This is a genomic window from Caenispirillum salinarum, from assembly GCF_044803115.1.
In the GTDB taxonomy this organism is placed as follows: Bacteria; Pseudomonadota; Alphaproteobacteria; order Rhodospirillales; family Rhodospirillaceae; genus Caenispirillum; species Caenispirillum salinarum_A.
This window is the reverse complement of sequence record NZ_CP085224.1, coordinates 2,258,184-2,277,474: the sequence shown is the minus strand read 5'-3', so window position 1 is coordinate 2,277,474 and position 19,291 is coordinate 2,258,184. Positions and strand designations below refer to the sequence as shown.

At 67.5% G+C, this 19,291-nt stretch carries 17 protein-coding genes; 8 read left to right on the top strand and 9 right to left on the bottom strand.

Going from position 1 to position 19,291, the window contains the following annotated elements; all coding sequences use genetic code 11:
- Positions 1-48: 48 nt before the first annotated feature.
- Together LG334_RS10400 and LG334_RS10395 are read left to right on the top strand one after the other, a co-directional pair.
- Positions 49-417 (top strand): antitoxin Xre/MbcA/ParS toxin-binding domain-containing protein, encoded by a 369-nt coding sequence (locus LG334_RS10400; RefSeq protein WP_404385837.1) that lies wholly within the window; start codon positions 49-51, stop codon positions 415-417.
- A complete protein-coding gene (locus LG334_RS10395; RefSeq protein ID WP_404385835.1) occupies positions 417-950 on the top strand; it encodes an RES family NAD+ phosphorylase in 534 nt (177 codons plus the stop codon). The genes LG334_RS10400 and LG334_RS10395 overlap by 1 nt, the downstream gene beginning before the upstream one ends.
- Positions 951-1,008: 58 nt before the next feature.
- Here LG334_RS10395 and eno read toward each other — a convergent pair whose 3' ends face one another.
- From eno to tpiA, 5 genes are all read right to left on the bottom strand, one after another.
- On the bottom strand, positions 1,009-2,286 hold the full coding sequence (eno, locus tag LG334_RS10390) for a phosphopyruvate hydratase (RefSeq protein WP_404385833.1): 1,278 nt from the start codon (positions 2,284-2,286) through the stop codon (positions 1,009-1,011).
- Between the two features lie 163 nt (positions 2,287-2,449).
- Positions 2,450-3,304 (bottom strand): 3-deoxy-8-phosphooctulonate synthase, encoded by an 855-nt coding sequence (kdsA, locus tag LG334_RS10385; protein WP_404385831.1) that lies wholly within the window; start codon positions 3,302-3,304, stop codon positions 2,450-2,452.
- 159 nt (positions 3,305-3,463) lie between these two features.
- On the bottom strand, positions 3,464-5,092 hold the full coding sequence (locus tag LG334_RS10380; protein ID WP_404385829.1) for a CTP synthase: 1,629 nt from the start codon (positions 5,090-5,092) through the stop codon (positions 3,464-3,466).
- A gap of 141 nt (positions 5,093-5,233) precedes the next feature.
- The gene (gene secG / locus LG334_RS10375) at positions 5,234-5,602 is read right to left on the bottom strand and encodes a preprotein translocase subunit SecG (RefSeq protein ID WP_404385827.1); all 369 of its coding nucleotides are present in this window, start codon (positions 5,600-5,602) and stop codon (positions 5,234-5,236) included.
- Between the two features lie 173 nt (positions 5,603-5,775).
- Entirely contained in the window at positions 5,776-6,531 is a 756-nt protein-coding gene (gene tpiA, locus LG334_RS10370) for a triose-phosphate isomerase (protein ID WP_404385825.1), read from the bottom strand.
- A gap of 176 nt (positions 6,532-6,707) precedes the next feature.
- Here tpiA and LG334_RS10365 point away from each other — a divergent pair, with 176 nt between their 5' ends.
- Together LG334_RS10365 and trpE are read left to right on the top strand one after the other, a co-directional pair.
- Positions 6,708-8,594 carry a SurA N-terminal domain-containing protein gene (locus tag LG334_RS10365; protein WP_404385823.1) on the top strand — a complete coding sequence of 629 codons (1,887 nt, stop codon included), beginning with the start codon at positions 6,708-6,710 and terminating at the stop codon, positions 8,592-8,594.
- Positions 8,595-8,678: 84 nt separating this feature from the next.
- On the top strand, positions 8,679-10,178 hold the full coding sequence (gene trpE / locus LG334_RS10360) for an anthranilate synthase component I (RefSeq protein WP_404385821.1): 1,500 nt from the start codon (positions 8,679-8,681) through the stop codon (positions 10,176-10,178).
- 18 nt (positions 10,179-10,196) lie between these two features.
- On the opposite strand, the gene LG334_RS10355 is transcribed toward trpE, so the two are convergent.
- From LG334_RS10355 to LG334_RS10345, 3 genes are all read right to left on the bottom strand, one after another.
- Positions 10,197-10,856 carry a hypothetical protein gene (locus LG334_RS10355; protein ID WP_404385819.1) on the bottom strand — a complete coding sequence of 220 codons (660 nt, stop codon included), beginning with the start codon at positions 10,854-10,856 and terminating at the stop codon, positions 10,197-10,199.
- Complete coding sequence (locus tag LG334_RS10350) at positions 10,853-11,143, bottom strand: hypothetical protein (RefSeq protein WP_404385817.1); 291 nt, start codon at positions 11,141-11,143, stop codon at positions 10,853-10,855. Before LG334_RS10350 ends, LG334_RS10355 begins: the two co-directional genes overlap by 4 nt.
- 111 nt (positions 11,144-11,254) lie before the next feature.
- Complete coding sequence (locus tag LG334_RS10345; protein ID WP_404385815.1) at positions 11,255-12,298, bottom strand: NADP(H)-dependent aldo-keto reductase; 1,044 nt, start codon at positions 12,296-12,298, stop codon at positions 11,255-11,257.
- A gap of 185 nt (positions 12,299-12,483) precedes the next feature.
- Between LG334_RS10345 and LG334_RS10340 the strand changes: the two genes are divergently transcribed.
- Complete coding sequence (locus tag LG334_RS10340) at positions 12,484-13,089, top strand: hypothetical protein (RefSeq protein ID WP_404385813.1); 606 nt, start codon at positions 12,484-12,486, stop codon at positions 13,087-13,089.
- A gap of 40 nt (positions 13,090-13,129) precedes the next feature.
- Here LG334_RS10340 and LG334_RS10335 read toward each other — a convergent pair whose 3' ends face one another.
- Positions 13,130-13,921 carry an Hpt domain-containing protein gene (locus tag LG334_RS10335; RefSeq protein WP_404385811.1) on the bottom strand — a complete coding sequence of 264 codons (792 nt, stop codon included), beginning with the start codon at positions 13,919-13,921 and terminating at the stop codon, positions 13,130-13,132.
- Between the two features lie 351 nt (positions 13,922-14,272).
- Between LG334_RS10335 and LG334_RS10330 the strand changes: the two genes are divergently transcribed.
- The 3 genes from LG334_RS10330 to LG334_RS10320 all read left to right on the top strand — a co-directional run bounded on the left by LG334_RS10330 (position 14,273) and on the right by LG334_RS10320 (position 19,084).
- Complete coding sequence (locus LG334_RS10330) at positions 14,273-14,548, top strand: hypothetical protein (protein WP_404385809.1); 276 nt, start codon at positions 14,273-14,275, stop codon at positions 14,546-14,548.
- 140 nt (positions 14,549-14,688) lie between these two features.
- A complete protein-coding gene (locus LG334_RS10325; protein WP_404385807.1) occupies positions 14,689-17,187 on the top strand; it encodes a glycogen/starch/alpha-glucan phosphorylase in 2,499 nt (832 codons plus the stop codon).
- Between the two features lie 64 nt (positions 17,188-17,251).
- The gene (locus LG334_RS10320) at positions 17,252-19,084 is read left to right on the top strand and encodes an ABC-F family ATP-binding cassette domain-containing protein (protein WP_404385805.1); all 1,833 of its coding nucleotides are present in this window, start codon (positions 17,252-17,254) and stop codon (positions 19,082-19,084) included.
- Positions 19,085-19,291 lie beyond the last annotated feature (207 nt).

The window sequence follows — 19,291 nt, the reverse complement described above, 5'->3', positions numbered from 1 at the left end:
TTGCCCCATAATTTGTCTCGAAAAGGGTACAAGTTTCGAGGCAGACAGATGGCGCCCGCCGAAGCGTTCCTGAACGAGGTTGTCACGCCGGATGGCGCGATCTCCACAGATCGCCTCATCTCGGCCCTGCACGTCTCCAAGACGGAAATGGCCGTGGCTTTTGGCCTTTCGCGTGATGCCGTCTCCAAGCGCGCCCGCCTCTCCTCTCGTGCGACACAGGCGCGGCTGCGAGACGTGGTGGAGATCATCAATCGTGTGCTGCCCTGGACGGGTTCGGTCCCGCAGGCCTTCGCGTGGTATCGAGCGCAACCCCTGCCCTCCTTCGGTGACCGCACGGCCGAGGACCTTGTCAAGGAAGGCCGGGCAGAAGACGTGAAGGCGTACCTCAGCCGCATTGCCGTCGGCGGCTACGCCTGATGCGGCTGAAGGGGCTGGTGTACCGCGCGCACAACCCGCGCTGGTCTTTCGCCCCAACCTCCGGAGACGGCGCCGCCTTGCATGGCGGCCGCTTCAATCCCAAGGGTACGCCAGCGCTCTACACCTCGCTCAGACCAGAAACCGCGTGGCTTGAGGCTCAGCAGGCTTTTCCCTTCAAGCCTCAGCCTCTGACCCTCTGCGCCTATGACGTGGACTGCGCGGATGTCGCCAACCTGACGGATGCCGAGGAGCGCGCGCGCCTGAACGTCACCCTCGGCGACCTCGCCTGCCCTTGGGAACTCCTTGCAAGCCAGGGCGAGGAGCCGCCGTCGTGGCATTTGGCGCGAAGGCTGATGGCCGAAGGCATCGCCGGGATCATTGTCGAGAGCTTCGCGCCAGGTGCTGGGCAAGCCGCAGGGTTCCCCCACCGTAACGCGATCTTCTGGCGCTGGAGCGGCCGGCCGCCGCACCGGGTAACGATCATCGACGACTTCGGACGGTTGCCGCGCGACGGCATGTCCTGGCGCCAATAAAAGAAAGGGCGGCACCCGCAGGCGCCGCCCCTTCCCGTCATCGGTAATTCAACACGCCTCAGGTGCGCAGGACGCCCCGGCCCATGAACACCGCGGCGGTGTCCAGTTCTTCCTCGATGCGGATGAGCTGGTTGTACTTGGCCATGCGGTCGGTGCGCGACAGCGAGCCGGTCTTGATCTGGCCGCAGTTGGTGGCGACCGCGATGTCGGCGATGGTCGCGTCCTCGGTCTCGCCCGAACGGTGCGACAGGACGGCCGTGTAGTTGGCCTTGTGCGCCATCTCCACGGCTTCCAGCGTCTCGGACAGGGTGCCGATCTGGTTGACCTTCACCAGGATGGAGTTGCCCACGCCCTTGGCGATGCCGTCGGCCAGACGCTCGGGGTTGGTGACGAACAGGTCGTCGCCCACCAGCTGCACGCGATTGCCGATGGTGTCGGTCAGCATCTTCCAGCCCTCCCAGTCGTCCTCGGACATGCCGTCCTCGATGGACAGGATGGGGAAGCGGTTGCACAGGTCTTCCAGGTACTTGACCATGCCTTCGCGGTCGAGGCTCTTGCCCTCGCCCTTCATCTCGTACTTGCCGTCCTTGAAGAACTCGGACGACGCGGCGTCCAGCGCCAGCATGATGTCGTCGCCCGGCTTGTAGCCGGCGGCCTCGATGGCCTGCATGATGAAGGTCAGCGCCTCTTCCGAGGACTTCAGGTTGGGCGCGAAGCCGCCCTCGTCGCCGACGTTGGTGTTCAGGCCGGCGGCCGACAGCTTCTTCTTCAGGTGATGGAAGATCTCGGCGCCCATGCGGACGGCCTCGGCGATGCTGCCGGCCGACACGGGCATGATCATGAATTCCTGGATGTCGATGGGATTATCGGCGTGCTCGCCGCCGTTGACGATGTTCATCATCGGCACCGGCAGGGTGTGCGCGAAGGCACCGCCGATGTAGCGGTAGAGCGGCAGGCCGGCCTCTTCCGCCGCCGCCTTGGCGACGGCCAGCGACGTGCCCAGAATGGCGTTGGCGCCCAGGCGGGCCTTGTTGGGCGTGCCGTCCAGGTCAATCATAGTCTGATCGATCACCAGCTGCTCTTCGGCTTCCATGCCAGACAGCGCCTGGAAGATTTCGCCGTTGACGCTGTCCACGGCCTGCAGCACGCCCTTGCCCAGGTAGCGGCCCTGGTCCTTGTCGCGCAGCTCCACGGCCTCGTGAACGCCGGTGGAGGCGCCCGACGGAACCGCGGCGCGGCCGAAGGCGCCGCTTTCCAGGATCACGTCGACCTCGACGGTGGGATTGCCGCGGCTGTCGAGAATTTCGCGGCCGTGGATGTCGATAATGGCAGTCATGGTGAGTCCAGCCCCTGAAATAGAATTGGGTGGGTCTTGAAACCGTGTCCGTCATAGCCCCGCGAAGGGCGCTTGGCAAGGCAACGTCCCGTTACGAACCGGAGCGGCCGGGAACGGATGCGAAAAGGACGGCCCCGCATCACGCGAAGCCGCCCTTGAAACGTCAATCCAGCACCACCGGATGCCTCTTGGCGATGCCGTCGATCTCCTTCAGCAGCGCCAGGATGGGCTCCAGGCCCGACAGCGGGATCATGTTCGGGCCGTCGGACGGCGCATGGTCCGGGTCGGGGTGCGTCTCCATGAAGACGCCCGCGATGCCCACCGCCACGGCCGCGCGCGCCAGCACCGGCGCGAACCGGCGGTCGCCGCCCGAGCTGCCGCCCTGCCCGCCCGGCTGCTGGACGCTGTGGGTGGCGTCGAAGACCACCGGCGCGCCCGTGTCGTGCGCCATCTGCGGAAGGCCGCGCATGTCGGTCACCAGGGTGTTGTAGCCAAACGACGCGCCGCGCTCGGTCACGATCACACGCTCGTTGCCGCTGCCGTCCAGCTTGGCGACCACGTTCTTCATGTCCCACGGCGCCAGGAACTGGCCCTTCTTCACGTTGATCACCGCGCCCGTCTCGGCGGCGGCGACCAGAAGGTCCGTCTGGCGGCACAGGAAGGCCGGGATTTGCAGAATGTCCACCACTTCGGCCACGGGCAGGCACTGCTCGCGCTCGTGGATGTCCGTCAGCACCGGCAGGCTTAAGGACTCCCGGATTTCGGCGAAGACCGGCAGCGCCTTCCCCAGACCCAGGCCGCGACGGCCGCCCAGGCTGGTGCGGTTGGCCTTGTCGAAGCTGGACTTGTAGACCAGCGGCATGCCGACCCGCGCCGCGATTTCCTTCAGCGCCGACGCCGTCTCCAGCGCGTGGTCGCGGCTTTCCATCTGGCAGGGGCCGGCGATCAGCGCCAGCGGCAGGTCGTTGCCGAAGGTCACCGACCCGGCGGAAACATGACGAATGGGGGCAGCGGTCATGTCGTGCATCCTCTGATACAGATACGGGGGCTTCCGCCCCCGATCCCCGATTGGAAGGCACGGCCTCCCAAACCCTCCAGTCTTCTATCAGGAAAAATGGAGGTCCGGAGGCTTCCGCCTCCGGCGGGGTGCGGGGCTGGCCCCGCGCGCGCAGCGCTTTTAAACCAGCCGCGAGCGATCCACCGCCGCCTTCACGAACGCGGTGAACAGCGGGTGCGGATCGAAGGGCTTGGACTTGAGTTCGGGGTGGAACTGCACGCCAATGAACCACGGATGGTCCGGATTCTCGACGATTTCCGGCAGCACGCCGTCCGGCGACATGCCCGAGAACGTCAGCCCCGCCTCTTCCAGCTTTTCGCGGTAGTTGATGTTGACCTCGTAGCGGTGGCGGTGGCGCTCAAAGATGCGTTCGGTGCCATAGACCTCGCGCACCAGCGAGCCTTCCTTCAGGTGGCACTCGTAGGCGCCAAGGCGCATGGTGCCGCCCAGGTCGTCGTTGACGTTGCGGCGCACCAGCGTGTTGCCCTGCAGCCATTCCGTCATGATGCCCACCAGCGGCTCGTCGGTGGGGCCGAACTCGCTGGAGCTGGCGTTTTCCAGGCCTGCCATGTTCCGCGCGGCCTCGATGACGGCCATCTGCATGCCGAAGCAGATGCCCAGGAACGGCACCTTGCGTTCGCGGGCGAACTGAACCGCCTTGATCTTGCCCTCGGCCCCACGCTCGCCGAAGCCGCCGGGAATGAGGATGCCGGAGACGTTCTCCAGGTGGTAGGCCGCGTCTTCCTTCTCGAAGATGGTCGCGTCCATCCACTCCAGCTTGACCTTGACGTTGTTGGCGATGCCGCCGTGGGTCATGGCCTCGGCCAGGGACTTGTAGCTGTCCAGCAGCGAGGTGTACTTGCCGACGACGGCGATGGTCACCTCGCCCTCGGGCTTTGCGACACGCTCGGTCACGCGCTCCCAACGCGACAGGTCCACCACCGGCGCGGCCTCGATGCCGAAGTGCTTGAGCACCTGGATGTCGAGCTTTTCCTGGTGGTAGGAAATCGGCACCTCGTAGATGGAGCCGACATCCAGCGCCGGGATCACGTTTTCGTAGGGTACATTGCAGAACAGCGCGATCTTGCGGCGCTCGCCGTCGGGAATCGGCCGGTCGGCCCGGCACATGAGGATGTCGGGCTGGATGCCGACGCTCAGGAGTTCCTTCACGGAGTGCTGGGTCGGCTTGGTCTTCAACTCGCCGGCCGTCGGGATGTAGGGCAGCAGGGTCAGATGCACGAACAGGGTTCGCTGCGGCCCCAGCTCGTTGCCCAGCTGGCGGATGGCCTCCAGGAACGGCAGGCCCTCGATGTCGCCCACGGTGCCGCCGATCTCGATCAGCATGAAGTCCTCGTCCTCCACGTCGGAGAGGACGAAGGTCTTGATGGCGTCGGTGACGTGGGGAATGACCTGCACCGTGCCGCCCAGGTAGTCGCCGCGGCGCTCCTTGGCGAGCACGTTGGAATAGATCTTGCCCGTGGTCACGTTATCCGACCGGCGCGACGGAACGCCCGTGAAACGCTCGTAGTGGCCGAGGTCCAGGTCGGTTTCCGCACCGTCATCGGTGACGTAGACCTCGCCGTGCTGGGTCGGGCTCATGGTGCCGGGGTCGACGTTCAGGTACGGGTCCAGCTTGCGCAGGCGCACCTTGTAGCCGCGCGCCTGCAGAACGGCGCCCAGCGCCGCCGAGGCCAGGCCCTTGCCCAGCGAGGAGACCACACCACCGGTGATGAAGATGAAGCGCGTCATGGGAACGTACCCTAACCTCGAATCGGAACGCGCCGCCGCGCGTGTCCGCCGGCGGGCGTGGTTCTTCTTGACGGGCCGCCACGGAACGGGCGGCTTGAAACGGCGGGAGGCGGCCCCAGGGCCGCCTCCGTCAGCGGATGATCAGTCGCCGGCGATGGGCGCCTGCGGCTCGGCCGGCACCGCCGGAGCCTCGCCCTCGCCCGGCACGGCCGGAACCGGAGTCGGATCGACGGGCGCGTCCTCCAGGATGGCGTCGGCGCGCGAGCTGCCCTCGTTGGCGAGCAGCGCAAGCGTCATGCTGGTGGCGAAAAAGGCGGCCGCCAGGATGCCGGTGGTGCGGGTCAGCGCGTTGCCGGCGGCACGGCCGCTCATCAGGCCGGCGCCACCGGCGCCGCCGCCGCCACCGCCGCCGCCCATGCCGAGCCCGCCGCCTTCGGACCGCTGCAGGAGGATCAGCCCGACCAGCGCGATGCAGATCAGCAGGTGGATGACGAGGACTACTGTGATCATCGGTCTCTTCTAAACCCAAATGCGGACGCGGGCCGTGCCAGAAAAGGGAGGACGGCCCCGTCCGCGGTGTCTCGTGGTGCGTTGGACGCTGTTTTAGTGCGCCGCGCCGCTCAAGGCCAGATGAAATGTCATCGAAAGGCCATTCAGCCGGCCCGGCGCCCCATTTCGCGGGGTCAGCCCACCGCCTTGGCGATGGCCCAGAAATCTTCGGCCTTCAGGCTGGCACCGCCGACAAGGGCGCCATCCACGTCGGTCAGGGCCAGCAGTTCCTCGGCGTTGGCCGGCTTGACGGAGCCGCCGTAGAGGATGCGCAGGCGGTTGGCCTCGCTGCCCAGCTTCTCGTGCGCCTTCCTGCGGATCTCGCCGTGCATTTCGGCCACGTCGTCCGGCGTGGCGGTCTTGCCGGTGCCGATGGCCCAGACGGGCTCGTAGGCGATGACCGTGTTGTCGGGCGTCGCGCCGTCCGGCAGGCTGTCCAGAAGCTGCCCGGAAACGACGGCCAGCGCCTCGCCGCGGCCGCGCTCGTCCTCGGTCTCGCCGATGCAGATGATGGCGGTCAGCCCCGCCGCGTGGGCGGCGCCGGCCTTGGCCTTGACCATTTCGGACGACTCGGCGTGATCGGCGCGGCGCTCGGAGTGACCGACGATGACGTGGCTGGCGCCGACGTCCTTGAGCATCCAGGCCGAGGTGTCGCCGGTGTGGGCGCCCTTCTCGTTCTGGTGGCAGTCCTGGCCGCCCACCAGAAGGGTGGATGCGGTGGACGCGGCGGCGACGTCGGCAACCAGCGTCATCGGCGGGCACACCAGCATGTCGAAGGGCTGCTCGCCCTCGCGGAGGTGGGCAATCAGGCCCTCCACCAGCTTGAGCCCGTCGGCGCGAAGGCCGTTCATCTTCCAGTTGCCGGCAATCAGGGGACGGCGCGCGGTCATGTCAGGTCGATCCCTCCTAGATACGGGTGGTGTTTGCTCTACCACAGGCGGCAACGCTTGACCACAGGGCGCGGAGGCGCCGGGCGCCCCATTTTCTCCGGTTGCCGGGGCCGGACCCGACCCTTAAGATGCCCGCCAAACCTGATTTTCCACAAGGACGGATACTCCCCCGCACCATGCTCGACGCGCTTCGCAGGGGTGCCAGCAAAGGCCCCGCCAAGGTTCTCTTCATTCTCCTGATCTTCAGCTTCGGCATCTGGGGCATCGGCGACGTCGTGCGCGGTGTCGGTGGCGACGTGCCGGCCATCGAGGTGGGCGATGTGGAGGTTTCTCCGCAGACCGTGCGGGCCGCCTTCCAGCGCGAGGTGGAGCGCCTGCGCGGCGTCCTCGGCCCCGAGATCACCGCCGAGCGCGCCCGCGACCTGGGCGTGGTGGATCAGGTGATCGCCCAACTGGCGCGGCAGGCGGTGGTCGACGCCGCCGCCGCCGACCTGGGCGTGCAGCCCGCACCCCAGGACCTGCGCCAGCGCATCACCGAGATCCCCGCCTTCCAGAACCAGCAGGGCCAGTTCGACCGCGACCTGTTCCGCCGCGTGCTGGCGCAGAACAACCTGACGGAAGAGCAGTTCCTGCGCGGCCTGAGCCAGGACCTGACTCGCGAGGCGCTGCTGAACACGGCCTCCGCCGGCGCGGTGGCGCCCCAGCCGCTGGTGGTGCCCCTGTTCGAGCGCGTGGCCGAGGAACGCCGGGCCGCCGTGCTGCGCGTGCCTGATGCGGCGCAGGAGCTGCCGCCGGTCCCCGCCGACCCGGAGCTGCGCACTGTCTACGACGAGAACATCGAGGCCTTCACCGCCCCGGAATACCGCGCCCTGACGGCGCTGGTCATGCGCCCGTCGGACCTCACCGACGAGGTCAACGTGACGGAAGAGGAACTGCGCGCCGAGTACGAGGCCATGCTGCCCCAGCTGGAAGAGGCCGAGCAGCGCGTGATCTCTCAGGTGCTGGTGGGCGACGAACAGACCGCCCGCGCCGTGGCTGAAGCCGCCCAGGGCGGTGCGACGCTGGCGGACGCCGCCGAGCAGGCCGGCGCGCCGCCGCCGCTGGACCTGGGTGCGATGACCGCCGACACCCTGCCCCCCAGCGCCGCCGACGTGGTCTTCGGCATGGAGGAAGGGGCCGTCAGCGACGCGGTGCAGACGCCCATCGGCTGGCACGTCTTCCACGTCGCCGAGATCCTGGCCGGCGAGACGCCGTCGCTGGAGGACGTGCGCGACCAGGTGCGCGAGCGGATCGCCGCCGACAAGGCCGTCGACGTGCTCTACGACCTGACCGCCGACGTCGAGGACGCCCTCGGCGGTGGCGCGACGCTGGAGGAAGCGGCGCGGCAGTCGAACCTGGAGCTTCTGACCATCCCCGCCGTCGACCCGCAGGGCCTTGGCCCCGAGGGCGCGCCGGTTTCCGCCCTGCCCGAGGAAGAGGTTTTCCTCAACACGGCCTTCTCGCTTGAGGCCGGCCGCGAGTCTCTGCTGGAAGAGATCGGCCGGGGCTTCTTCATCGTGCGGGTGGACGAGATCACCCCGCCGCAGCCGCGGCCGTTCGAGGACGTGCGCGAGGACGTGGTCGCCCTGTGGCAGGCCGAGACGCGCCAGACCCTGTCAGAGGAAACGGCGCGCGGCTTCGCCGACCGCATCCGCGAAGGCGCCCGCCTGCCGGCGCTGGCCGAGGAAGCCGGGCTGCCCCACGGCACGACCCCGCCCTTCCGCCGCGATGCGCAGGGCCTGCAGACGCCCGCCGGCCCGCTGCCCGCCGCCGCCGTGGCAGAGCTGTTCCAGGCCGATGCGCCGGGAGCCGTGGCCGTCGCACGGGGCCGGGACGGTTGGGTCGTCGCCAAGCTGACGGACATCCTGCCCGTCGAGCAGCCGACCCAGGCCCAGGGCTTCGAGCAGGTGCGGACGGAAATCCGCCGCGGCCTGGCCGACGACCTGTCGACCCAGCTCCTGGAGGCCTTCGCGGACCGCTACGGCGTGACGGTCGACCGCGCGCTGATCGAGCGCACCCTCTAAGCACCCTGTCTGCGGGGCCGCCCCCGGGGTGGCCCCGCTCCTTCCTCAACACACCGCTTCATCATCCCACCGCAGGACCGCTCCATGACCGCGCATCCCGACTTCGCCACCTTCTCCCGCCTCTACGAGCAGGGCGCGGCGCAGGTGGTCTGGCGCACCCTGGTGGCGGACCTGGAAACGCCTGTCTCGGCCTACCTCAAGCTTGCCGACGGGCAGGCCATGAGCTTCCTGCTGGAAAGCGTAGAGGGCGGCGCGGTGCGCGGGCGCTATTCCATAATCGGGCTGAAGCCGGACCTGATCTGGCGCTGCCGGGGCGACGCGGCCGAGATCAACCGATCAGCCCGCACCGACGCCGACGTCTTCCAGCCCGACGGCACCGCATTCGACAGTCTGCGGCGCTTGATCGCCGAAAGCCGCATCGATCTGCCCGAGACCCTGCCACCCATGGCCGCGGGTCTGGTGGGCTACATGGGCTATGACATGGTGCGTCTGGTGGAGACCCTGCCGGACAGCAACCCGGACCCGCTGGGCATCCCGGACGGCGTCTTCATCCGGCCGACGCTGATGGCGATCTTCGACACCATCAAGGACTCGGTGACCCTGGTCACGCCTGTCCGCCCGCGCCAGGGCGTGGACGCCGCCGCGGCCTGGGAGCAGGCACAGGAACGCCTTGCCGACGCGGTGGCGGATTTCGAGCGCTCCCTGCCCTATCGGCGCGAACCCCTGCATCCGGGGGCGGAGCGGCCGGAGCCGACCTCCAGCGTCACGCGCGCGCAGTTCCACGACATGGTCGCCAAGGCCAAGGAGTATATCGTAGACGGCGACATCTTCCAGGTGGTGCTGTCGCAGCGCTACGGCCTCGAATTCAAGCTTCCGCCGTTCCAGCTCTACCGCGCGCTGCGGCGGACCAATCCCTCGCCGTTCCTGTTCCACCTCGACATGGGCGGTTTCACCATCGTCGGCTCCAGCCCGGAAATCCTGGTGCGGCTGCGCGACGACACGGTGACCATCCGCCCCATCGCCGGCACCCGCAAGCGCGGCGCCACGGCCGCGGAAGACAAGGAACTCGCCGCCGACCTGCTGGCCGACCCCAAGGAGCTGTCGGAGCACCTGATGCTTCTGGACCTGGGCCGCAATGACGTCGGCCGGGTGACCAAGGTGGGCACCATCAAGGTGACCGAGAAGATGGTCATCGAGAACTACAGCCACGTCATGCACATCGTTTCCAACGTCGAAGGCACCATCCGGCCTGGGCTGGACGCCATGGACGCGCTGATGGCGGGCTTTCCCGCCGGCACGGTCTCGGGCGCGCCCAAGGTGCGCGCCATGGAGATCATCGACGAACTGGAAGGTCTGCGCCGAAGCTTCTATGCCGGGGCCATCGGCTATATCGCGGCCAATGGCGGCATGGACACGGCCATCGCGTTGCGGACCGCACTGGTCAAGGACGGCATCATGCACATCCAGGCTGGCGCGGGCATCGTGGCCGACAGCGATCCGGAAAGCGAGTACCAGGAGTGCGCGAACAAGGCCCGCGCCCTGATCCGCGCGGCGGAAGAGGCGCTCACGTTCTCTTCGCGGTAGGGTCCGCCGCCGCGCCCGTCAGCCGGAGTCGCTTGTCTCGGCCGCCTTGCTGACATCCTGGAAGCGGCAGGTCTTGCCGCCGCGGTACTGGCCGTTGCTCAAAAGACGCAGGCCCTGGTGGGTGCAAATGCGCTCCTCCAGTCCGCAGGTCATCCAGGCGCCCAGGTCCGACGCGCCCATCTCCCGCATCATGCGCAGGTAGCCGCAGCCGCGCACGACCAGCGTGTTGTCGGAGGCCTCGGCGGCCTCCACATGCACCGCATCGTCGCCGGCGACCGGCGGGCGCGGGCCCTCGATGGCGTCCGCGTCATCGTCGTCGGCATCGGTGCGGCTGACGGGAGCGACCTCGCCATGCACGGCGCGCAGGTCCCCGTCGTGCGCCAGGTAGGGCTCCAGCGCCTCCATGACGACGACGCGGATGTGATCCTCGGGCACGCCGGCATCGCGCAGGAAGCGCACGGCGGGCACAAGGTGCGGCAACAGCGCCTCGAGGAAGTCGTTGGATGCCGGCACTTCGGGAAATTCGGGCGGGGTGACGTCCAGCGCGAACTGCTCCGCCAGCGGCGGCGGCAGGTGTCCGCGCACGGCGGCCATGACGGCCTTCAAAGCCGTCGCCAGGTTCGCCCCGACATCCAGATTGATCACGCCCAAAGCGGTGTCGTCGTGGGAATGTGTCACGCCTTGGCCCATCCTTGTCGGAATACCAGCACCAGGATCGCCGGCACCAGGCAGAACGTCACGAAGTCGCGCGCGGCGGCACCCGCGTCATGCCCATATACCAACACGTCCGTCAGTTCCATCGCAAGGGAGATCAGCACGACTGGCAGCAATGTTGACCATTTCCCCACGGGCTGACGAAACACGATGGCGGTCACCAACAGCACTACAAGTCCAAACACCAAATGGGTGAAATCGTTCCCAAAGGGAATCGCGCCGAAAAGGGAATTCTTGAAATCCAGGTACATGGAGAGGGACCTTGAGTCTGGGCGTGAACGGAGAACGGCCGCCGCAGTCTAGCGGCGACGGCCGCCCCCGTCTTCCCTTTCCTCGCCCGGACTACGCCGTTGGGGGCCCCGTCAGGGCGCCGGGTTCGGGTTGTCGGCGTGGATCGCCTCGATGCCTTCCAGCACCGCCTCGGGCAGGTCCAGCGCCGCGCTCGCGATGTTGCTCTCAAGCTGCGCCATGGTCGTCGCACCGATGATGTTGGAGGTCACGAATGGCCGCGACGTCACATAGGCCAGCGCCATCTGCGCCGGGTCCAGCCCGTGGTCCCGCGCGAGCGCCACATAAGCCTCGGTCGCCGCCACCGCGCGGGGCTTGGTGTAGCGGGTGTAGCGGTCGGGAAAAAGCGTGATGCGCGCCCCCCGCGGCATGGCCCCGCCCAGGTACTTGCCCGACAGCGTCCCGAAACCGAGCGGGCTGTAGGCGCACAACCCCGCCTCTTCCCTCATGGAACACTCGGCCATTCCCACCTCGTAGGACCGGTTGAGCAGGTTGTAGGGGTTCTGGACGCAGGCGACGCGCGGCAGGCCCTTGCTTTCCGCCAGATGCAGCGCGTGCATGAGGCCCCAGGGCGTTTCATTGGAAAGGCCGATGTGGCGGATCTTGCCGGCCTTCTGCATGTCGGCCAGCACCGACAGGCTTTCCTCCAGCGCCACGGCCTCGTTATCGGGATCGTGGGTGTACCCGAGCTGACCGAAGAAGTTGGTCTTCCGATCCGGCCAGTGCAGGTAGTAGAGGTCGATGACATCCGTCTGCAGCCGCGCCAGGCTGGCGTCCAGGGCGGCGGTGATGTTGGCGCGGTCCAGGCGATGATCGGGGCCGCGGAACCAGTCCATGGCCGGCGACGGCCCGACGACCTTGGACGCCACGACCACCTGATCGCGCGTACCGCGCGCCTTCATCCAGGTGCCGATGATCTCCTCTGTCCGGCCCTGCGTCTCGCGCCGGGGCGTGACGGGATACAACTCGGCGGTGTCCAGGAAGTTGACGCCGTGATCCAGCGCGTAGTCCAGTTGGGCGTGACCCTCGGCCTCGGTGTTCTGCTCGCCGAAGGTCATGGTGCCGAGGCAAATGGACGAGACGTTCAGACCGGTGCGTCCGAGCGGGCGCGTTTCCATGCGGTTGGTCCTCGTGAAATGGATTGGGTGCGAAATCAGGCATGACCAAAAGAATGGGGGCGGCATCTGTCCCGCGCCACCCCAGCGCACGCTGAGGTTGATTATGACGATATGATATTGCTGTTGCGCGAAGAACGGAGGAGGAATATCGTACGCCATCAACTTACCCTAGGGAACTTTCACACATGAATATTTTCAAGCTGCTCGGCGTCGGCGCGACCGCATTAGCGCTTGGCGCATGCTCCTCGATCGTTGAGGGCACCTCCCAGAACGTCAGCGTCATGACGGACCCCAGTGGCGCGAGCTGCACGCTTTCCAGTCCCAATGGTGTGTTGGGCATTGTCAACCCTACGCCTGGCAGCATTGAGGTGCCGAAGTCGAAGCACAACATCTCGGTGGCGTGCGAGAAGGAAGGGTTCCAAAACGGCGCCGGGGTGCTCGCCAGTTCCTTCGAGGCGATGACGATCGGCAACGTCATTTTTGGCGGCCTGATCGGCGTTGCCATCGATGCCGGTTCAGGCGCCATGAACAAGTACCCGGCGACCGTCACGGTGCTACTGGCGCCCGAAAGCTTCCCCAGTGTTGACGCCCGCGACGCCTTCTTTGACGGCCTGATCGCTACGAGGGCGACGGAAGCGGACGCGCTGATCGCAGCAGTCAAAGCCGAATGCGCCTCGCCTTCCGAAACGTGCGAGGCACGGGTGACGGCGGTCCAAAAAGCCCTTGAGGCCGACTTGGCGGAACTGGAGCGCAAGCGCGCAGCCACTCTCGTTGACTCCTCGGGCGCCTAAGGCCGGCTGCGCGCCGACCGGCTGCGTCCTACAGGGGTCGTCAGATCAGGAACAGCCGGTCCAGCGCGTCGGCCAGGTCGTCGCCGAACTGGGCGCCCTTGTGGATCACCGGCACGTCGGGCGGCAGCAGCTTCAGGTAGTCGTCCTCGGGCGGGAGGCTGGTGATCAGGGCGGTTGGAATGTTGCGGGTCTGGGGCATGGCGTGCAGGCCCATCACCAGATCGATCCCCGACAGGTCGGGCATCACCGCGCCGACGATCACCAGGTCGGGCTTGGTGCGCACGATGATCGACAGGGCGTCGAACGTGTTGCCGATGGTATGGGTGCGGTAACCGCACTGCTGCAACTCGCGCTCGACGAAATGCGCCGCCGCGCCATAGGGCATGACCAGCAGCACCTCCACGTCGCGCACTTCGATGTCGCCGACGCGGAAACCCGCCTTGGGCGGCAGCTTGCGGACCAGGGCCGCGGCCTCCGTGTCCATGGAGATGCGGCCTTCCACGATGTCGAGAAGCGTCTCGATGAAGACCTCCATGTCGTCGAAACCGCGCGGCGGCAACTGCCGCGTGCCGACGGGATAATCCTCCAGCCGCGCCGCCACGGTGGCGATCAGCGACAGCCCCAGGTTGGCCGCCTGCCCGCGCAGGGACACCGCATCGGTGCGCACCCGATGCACCATGTCGGCCTGGGGCAGCCGGTCGTGGCGGGCATCCTCCACCACCAGTTCCAGGGCGCGCAGCGTGTCCGCCGCTTCATCCAGGAAGGTGCGGCGCATTTCCGCGATGATGTCGTCGACGGCACCACCGGCGTCGCGCGTGAGCTTCTCGGTCATGGGTGCCCTCCAACCCTCGGCTCGTTCTTTCGGCGAGCATAGCGCGCCAAAGATGGAAACCGGAAGCGGAAGGCGTTGCATGGTCGCCACCAAATTTCGGAATGGGAACGCGCGGTTTCGCCGCGGCCGACCCGGGAAACCGTAACGACAATCCGGCCCCGATCCCTTGAGCCTGCAAAGACGTTGCAAGACCGGACAAAGGAAAAACCGCCGATCGCAAGCGGAATAATGCCCTGCTGCAGGGATCGAATCAGCGTCCTGGCTGTTATCCCAAAGGACAAGCCGGATAATCGTCTTGCGGTAGACGGACAATCCGGAAGTAAGAATAATACGTGCAAATGGAGGTAACGGATGTTGAGCACCGAATCGGGGCAGCGGGCCGTGTCGCGCGGCGGGCTATATCGTGTGTGCTGGAAAAGCTCCGTCACGCAGATTCATGGCCGCAGCGCCCCAATGTCGCGCGACCAGGCGGAATTCCTGGCCCACGACGAAGCCATCGGCACCGCCTCCTGCCGATTCTGGATCGAGCCGCTGGGCGAGTCCGACGAGGACCACACCGCACCGCCCCCGGCCGAAACGGACCGCAGGGGGCGGCGCAGGGAGTCCGTGCGGCGTACCGGCGGTTGAAGGAAGGCGACGGAAGGTCACCGGTTTCCCCATTCGGCAAGGAAGGTTAGACTCGCAAGGAGTCGCCCGGGGCGGTCGCAGCGGCCGCCCCGTCGCACGTCCGCCCGCCGCCTTCCGCACACCGCACCGGGATCGCCGCCGTGACCGACCGCCGCCGCCGCTCCGAAACGCCGTCCGCCGCCGCCCTTCCGGCCAGCGAGGTGCGAGACGCGCAGCGCCGGCTGCTCGATCATCTCAAGCACGACATCGGCAAGGACGCGGGCGACGCCACGCCGCACGACTGGTACATGGTCACCGCGCGCACGGTGCGCGACCTGCTGGTGGAAACCTGGATCGACAGCCTGCGCCAGGCCGACCACTCCGACGCCAAGCGCATCTATTACCTGTCGCTGGAGTTCCTGATCGGGCGGTCGCTGAAGGCCAACATGCTGTCCACCGGCGTGCTCGACGTCACCCGCGCCGCGCTGGCCGTGCTGGGCCAGGACCTGGACGCCGTTTGCGAGCAGGAGCCCGAGGCGGCGCTCGGCAACGGCGGTCTGGGGCGGCTGGCGGCGTGTTTCATCGACAGCATGGCGACCGTCGGCATTCCCGGCATGGGATACGGCATCCACTACCACCACGGCATGTTCGGCCAAGTCATCGAAAACGGCGAGCAGCGCGAGGTGCCGGAGAACTGGCTGGCGCGCGGCAACCCATGGGAGTTCGCGCGGCCGGAGGTCGCCTACCCCATACGCTTCGGCGGTCACACCGTGGAATACCGCGACCAGGAGGGTCATCCGCGCCGCCACTGGGAAGGTGGCGAGGAAGTGATCGCCACCGCCTACGACCTGCCCATCCCCGGCTTCGGGGCCTGGACGGTCAACAACATCCGCCTGTGGGACGCCAAGGCGAGCCACGGCTTCGACCTGGCCCGCTTCAACCGCGGGGACTACATCGAGGCCGTGCGCGAGGAATCGGCGTCGGAGACCATCTCCCAGGTGCTCTATCCCGACGACAGCACCAGCCAGGGCAAGGAACTGCGCTTCAAGCAGGAGTATTTCTTCGCCGCCGCGAGCCTGCGCGACATCCTGCGCCGCTTCCGCAAGCGTCACGGCGACCTGGCCCGCCTGCCGGAGAAGGTGGCGGTGCAGCTCAACGACACGCACCCAAGCATTGCCGTGCCCGAGTTGATGCGCCTCCTGATGGACGAGCATCACCTGCCCTGGCACGAGGCGTGGGAGATTTGCGTCGGCACGTTTGCCTACACAAACCACACCCTGCTGCCCGAGGCGCTGGAGACATGGCCGGTGGCGCTGTTCGAGCGTCTGCTGCCGCGCCACCTGGAAATCATCTACGAGATCAACGCCCGCTTCCTGGACGACGTGCGCCACCGCTTCCCCGGCGAGCACGACCTGGCGCGGCGGGTTTCGCTGATCGCCGAGGAGCCCGAAAAGCGCGTGCGCATGGCCCACCTGGCCTTCGTGGGCAGCCACAAGGTCAACGGGGTGGCGCGCCTGCACACCGACCTGATGCGCGCGGGCATCTTTTCGGACCTGCACCGGCTGTTCCCCGACCGCATCGTCAACCGCACCAACGGCATCACGCCCCGGCGATGGCTGAACCAGGCGAATCCCGGCCTGTCGGGCCTGATCTCGGCGCGCATCGGAGACGCCTGGAAGACCGACCTGGAGCGCCTGCGCGAGCTGATGCCGCTGGCCGAGGACGAAGGCTTCCGTGCCGCCGTCATGGCCGAAAAGCGCGAGGCGAAGGAGCGGCTGAGCGCCTGGCTCTCGCACCGCCTGGCCGGCCCGCTGGACCCCGCGAGCCTGTTCGACGTGCAGGTCAAGCGCATCCACGAATACAAGCGCCAGCTTCTGAACGTGCTGCACGTCATCCACCGCTACAACCGCCTGCGCGCGGGCGACGACATCGCGCCGCGCACGGTGCTGATCGCCGGCAAGGCAGCACCGGGCTATGCCATGGCGAAGGTCATCATCCGGCTCATCAACGACGTGGCCGACGTCATCAACCGCGACCCGGCGACCCGCGACGCGCTGAAACTGGTGTTCGTGCCCGACTACAACGTCAGCGTGGCGGAGCGCATCATGCCCGCGGCCGACCTGTCGCAGCAGATCTCCACCGCCGGCACGGAAGCCTCGGGCACCGGCAACATGAAGCTGGCCCTGAACGGCGCGCTGACCATCGGCACCCGCGACGGCGCCAACATCGAGATCGCCGAAGAGGTGGGCGAGGAGAACCTGTTCTTCTTCGGCCTGTCCGCCGGCGATGTGGAGCGCATGACGCGCGAGGGCTACGACCCGAAGGTCTTCATCGCCTCCAACCCGGCGCTCGCCCGCGTGCTGGACATGATTTCCGACGGCTACTTCTCGCCGGCCGACCCGAGCCGCCACCGCCCCATCGTCGAAAGCCTGACCTCCGGCGACCGTTACATGCTGTGCGCCGACTTCGCCGCCTATCTTGAGGCGCAGGAAAAGGCGGAACGGTTGTTCGTGGATGATCCGGACGACTGGACCCGCCGGTCCATCCTGACGATTGCGCGCATGGGCAAGTTCAGTGCCGACGGCGTCGTGATGGACTACGCCCGCGAGATCTGGGGCGTGCAGCCCACCCACCCGGCGGGCGCGTTGCACGTGGCGTAGGGAGGGTGGTACAAACGCGGCCTCTTTCCCGCCTGTTTCCTGGCCTTTAGAGGACATCGCACCCGTGCCGCCGGCGCCCCCGCTTCTGACGCTGAAAGACATTCGCCTCTCGCTGGGCGACAAGGCCCTGTTCACCGGCGTGGAGGTCGCCGTCGGGCGCGGCGACCGCGTCTCGTTGGTCGGCCGCAACGGCTCGGGCAAATCGACCCTGCTGAAGATCGCCGCCGGCGTGGTGCAGCCCGACGGCGGCGAGATCTGGACCCAGCCGGGCGTGAAGGTCGCCTATCTGCCGCAGGAGCCCGACCTGTCGGGCTTCGACACGGTGCACGATTTCGTGGCGCAAGGGCTGTCGGCGGCGCGCGAAGATGAATTGCACCACGTCGACATCCTGCTGGACGCGGTCGCGCTGGACCCGTCGCTGGACCCCACCACCCTGTCGGGTGGCGAGGCGCGCCGGGCGGCGTTGGCGCGGCTGTTCGTCTCGGGCGCCGACATCCTGCTGCTGGACGAGCCCACCAACCACCTGGACTTGCCGACGATCCAGTGGCTGGAAGAGGAACTGCTGCGCTTCCGCGGCGGGCTGGTGCTCATCAGCCACGACCGCGCCTTTCTCAACCGCCTGACCAACACGACCTTCTGGCTGGATCGCGGCGTCGTCCGCCGCAACGACGCGGGCTTCCAGGACTTCGACCGCTGGTCCGACGAGGTCATGGCGCGCGAGGCGGCCGAGATGGAGAAGCTCGACAAGCAGATCGCCGAGGAAGCGGTGTGGGCGAGCCGCACCCTGCCCGCCCGCCGCCGCCGCAACATGGGCCGGCTCAACCGCTTGCAGGAGGTGCGCAAGGAACGCTCGCTGACCATCGCCAAGGCGGGCTCGGTGTCCATGGAGGCGGACGTGGGCCAGGCCTCGGGCAAGCTGGTGATCGAGGCCGAGAATGTCTCCAAGCGCTTCGACGACCGGCTGATCCTGGACGATTTCTCCACCCGCATCCTGCGCGGGGACAAGGTGGGTTTCATCGGCCCCAACGGCGCCGGCAAGTCGACGCTTCTGAAAATCCTCACCGGCCAGATGCAGCCGGACGAAGGCCGCGTGCGGCTGGGCACCAACCTGACCATGACCTATCTGGACCAGCGCCGGGCGGGCCTGGACGACAGCAAGACCATCTGGGACACGCTGGCCGACACGGGCGGCGACCACATCAACGTGCGCGGTACGCCGCGTCATGTGGTCGGCTACATGAAGGATTTCCTGTTCGACGCGACGCAGGCCCGCAGTCCTGTCGGCAGCCTGTCGGGCGGCGAGCGCAACCGCCTGCTGCTGGCCAAGACGCTCGCCAAGCCCAGCAACTTCCTGGTACTGGACGAGCCCACCAACGACCTGGACATGGACACGCTCGATCTGCTCCAGGAGCTTCTGTCGGAGTACGAGGGCACGCTGCTGATCGTCAGCCACGACCGCGACTTCCTCGACCGCGTGGTGACGGCCTCCATCTTCATGCCCGGAGACGGCACGGCGACGGAATACGCCGGCGGCTATTCCGACATGGTCGCGCAGCGCGGCGAGGGCGTGGCCGTCAGCAACGCCACCCATGCCAAGGCCAAGTCGGAGAAGGCCGAGAAACCGGCCGCTCAGAAGGAAAAGCCCAAGCCGCGCACCGCCAAGCTGGGCTACAAGCAGCAACGCGACCTGGAGCGTCTGCCCAAGCGCATCGAGGAACTGACGGCCGAAGCGGAGCTTCTGGAAAAGACGCTGACCGACGGCAACCTCTACGCCAAGGACCCGGAGCGCTTCCAGAAGACGGCCGACAAGCTGGACGCGGTGAAGACCGAGCTGGCCCAGTCCGAGGAGCGATGGCTGGAGCTGGAGATGCTGCGCGAGGAAATCGAGGGCGGCTGACGCCCTTCATCGTTCCTCCACGCGCGGCACCGCACCGGCCGCGCAGGCGCAATGGAAAAGCCCCGGCGGCCGAAGCGGCCGCCGGGGCTTCCTTTACGTTGCGCCGTCGTCGCCGACGTCACACGCCCACGTACTTGTCGCAGGCGACCGCCGGGTTGGTCGCCACGAAGGTGGCGATGCCGACGGCGAGCGCGAAGGCGGCGGCGG

Bases quoted from the DNA above. Each gene is read 5' to 3' on its own strand.
- LG334_RS10345 (WP_404385815.1), bottom strand. From the start codon at position 12,298: ATGGAAACGCGCCCGCTCGGACGCACCGGTCTGAACGTCTCGTCCATT.
- LG334_RS10380 (WP_404385829.1), bottom strand. From the start codon at position 5,092: ATGACGCGCTTCATCTTCATCACCGGTGGTGTGGTCTCCTCGCTGGGC.
- LG334_RS10400 (WP_404385837.1), top strand. From the start codon at position 49: ATGGCGCCCGCCGAAGCGTTCCTGAACGAGGTTGTCACGCCGGATGGC.
- trpE (WP_404385821.1), top strand. From the start codon at position 8,679: ATGACCGCGCATCCCGACTTCGCCACCTTCTCCCGCCTCTACGAGCAG.
- LG334_RS10335 (WP_404385811.1), bottom strand. From the start codon at position 13,921: ATGACCGAGAAGCTCACGCGCGACGCCGGTGGTGCCGTCGACGACATC.
- kdsA (WP_404385831.1), bottom strand. From the start codon at position 3,304: ATGACCGCTGCCCCCATTCGTCATGTTTCCGCCGGGTCGGTGACCTTC.
- tpiA (WP_404385825.1), bottom strand. From the start codon at position 6,531: ATGACCGCGCGCCGTCCCCTGATTGCCGGCAACTGGAAGATGAACGGC.
- secG (WP_404385827.1), bottom strand. From the start codon at position 5,602: ATGATCACAGTAGTCCTCGTCATCCACCTGCTGATCTGCATCGCGCTG.
- LG334_RS10395 (WP_404385835.1), top strand. From the start codon at position 417: ATGCGGCTGAAGGGGCTGGTGTACCGCGCGCACAACCCGCGCTGGTCT.
- LG334_RS10330 (WP_404385809.1), top strand. From the start codon at position 14,273: ATGTTGAGCACCGAATCGGGGCAGCGGGCCGTGTCGCGCGGCGGGCTA.
- eno (WP_404385833.1), bottom strand. From the start codon at position 2,286: ATGACTGCCATTATCGACATCCACGGCCGCGAAATTCTCGACAGCCGC.
- LG334_RS10340 (WP_404385813.1), top strand. From the start codon at position 12,484: ATGAATATTTTCAAGCTGCTCGGCGTCGGCGCGACCGCATTAGCGCTT.
- LG334_RS10350 (WP_404385817.1), bottom strand. From the start codon at position 11,143: ATGTACCTGGATTTCAAGAATTCCCTTTTCGGCGCGATTCCCTTTGGG.
- LG334_RS10365 (WP_404385823.1), top strand. From the start codon at position 6,708: ATGCTCGACGCGCTTCGCAGGGGTGCCAGCAAAGGCCCCGCCAAGGTT.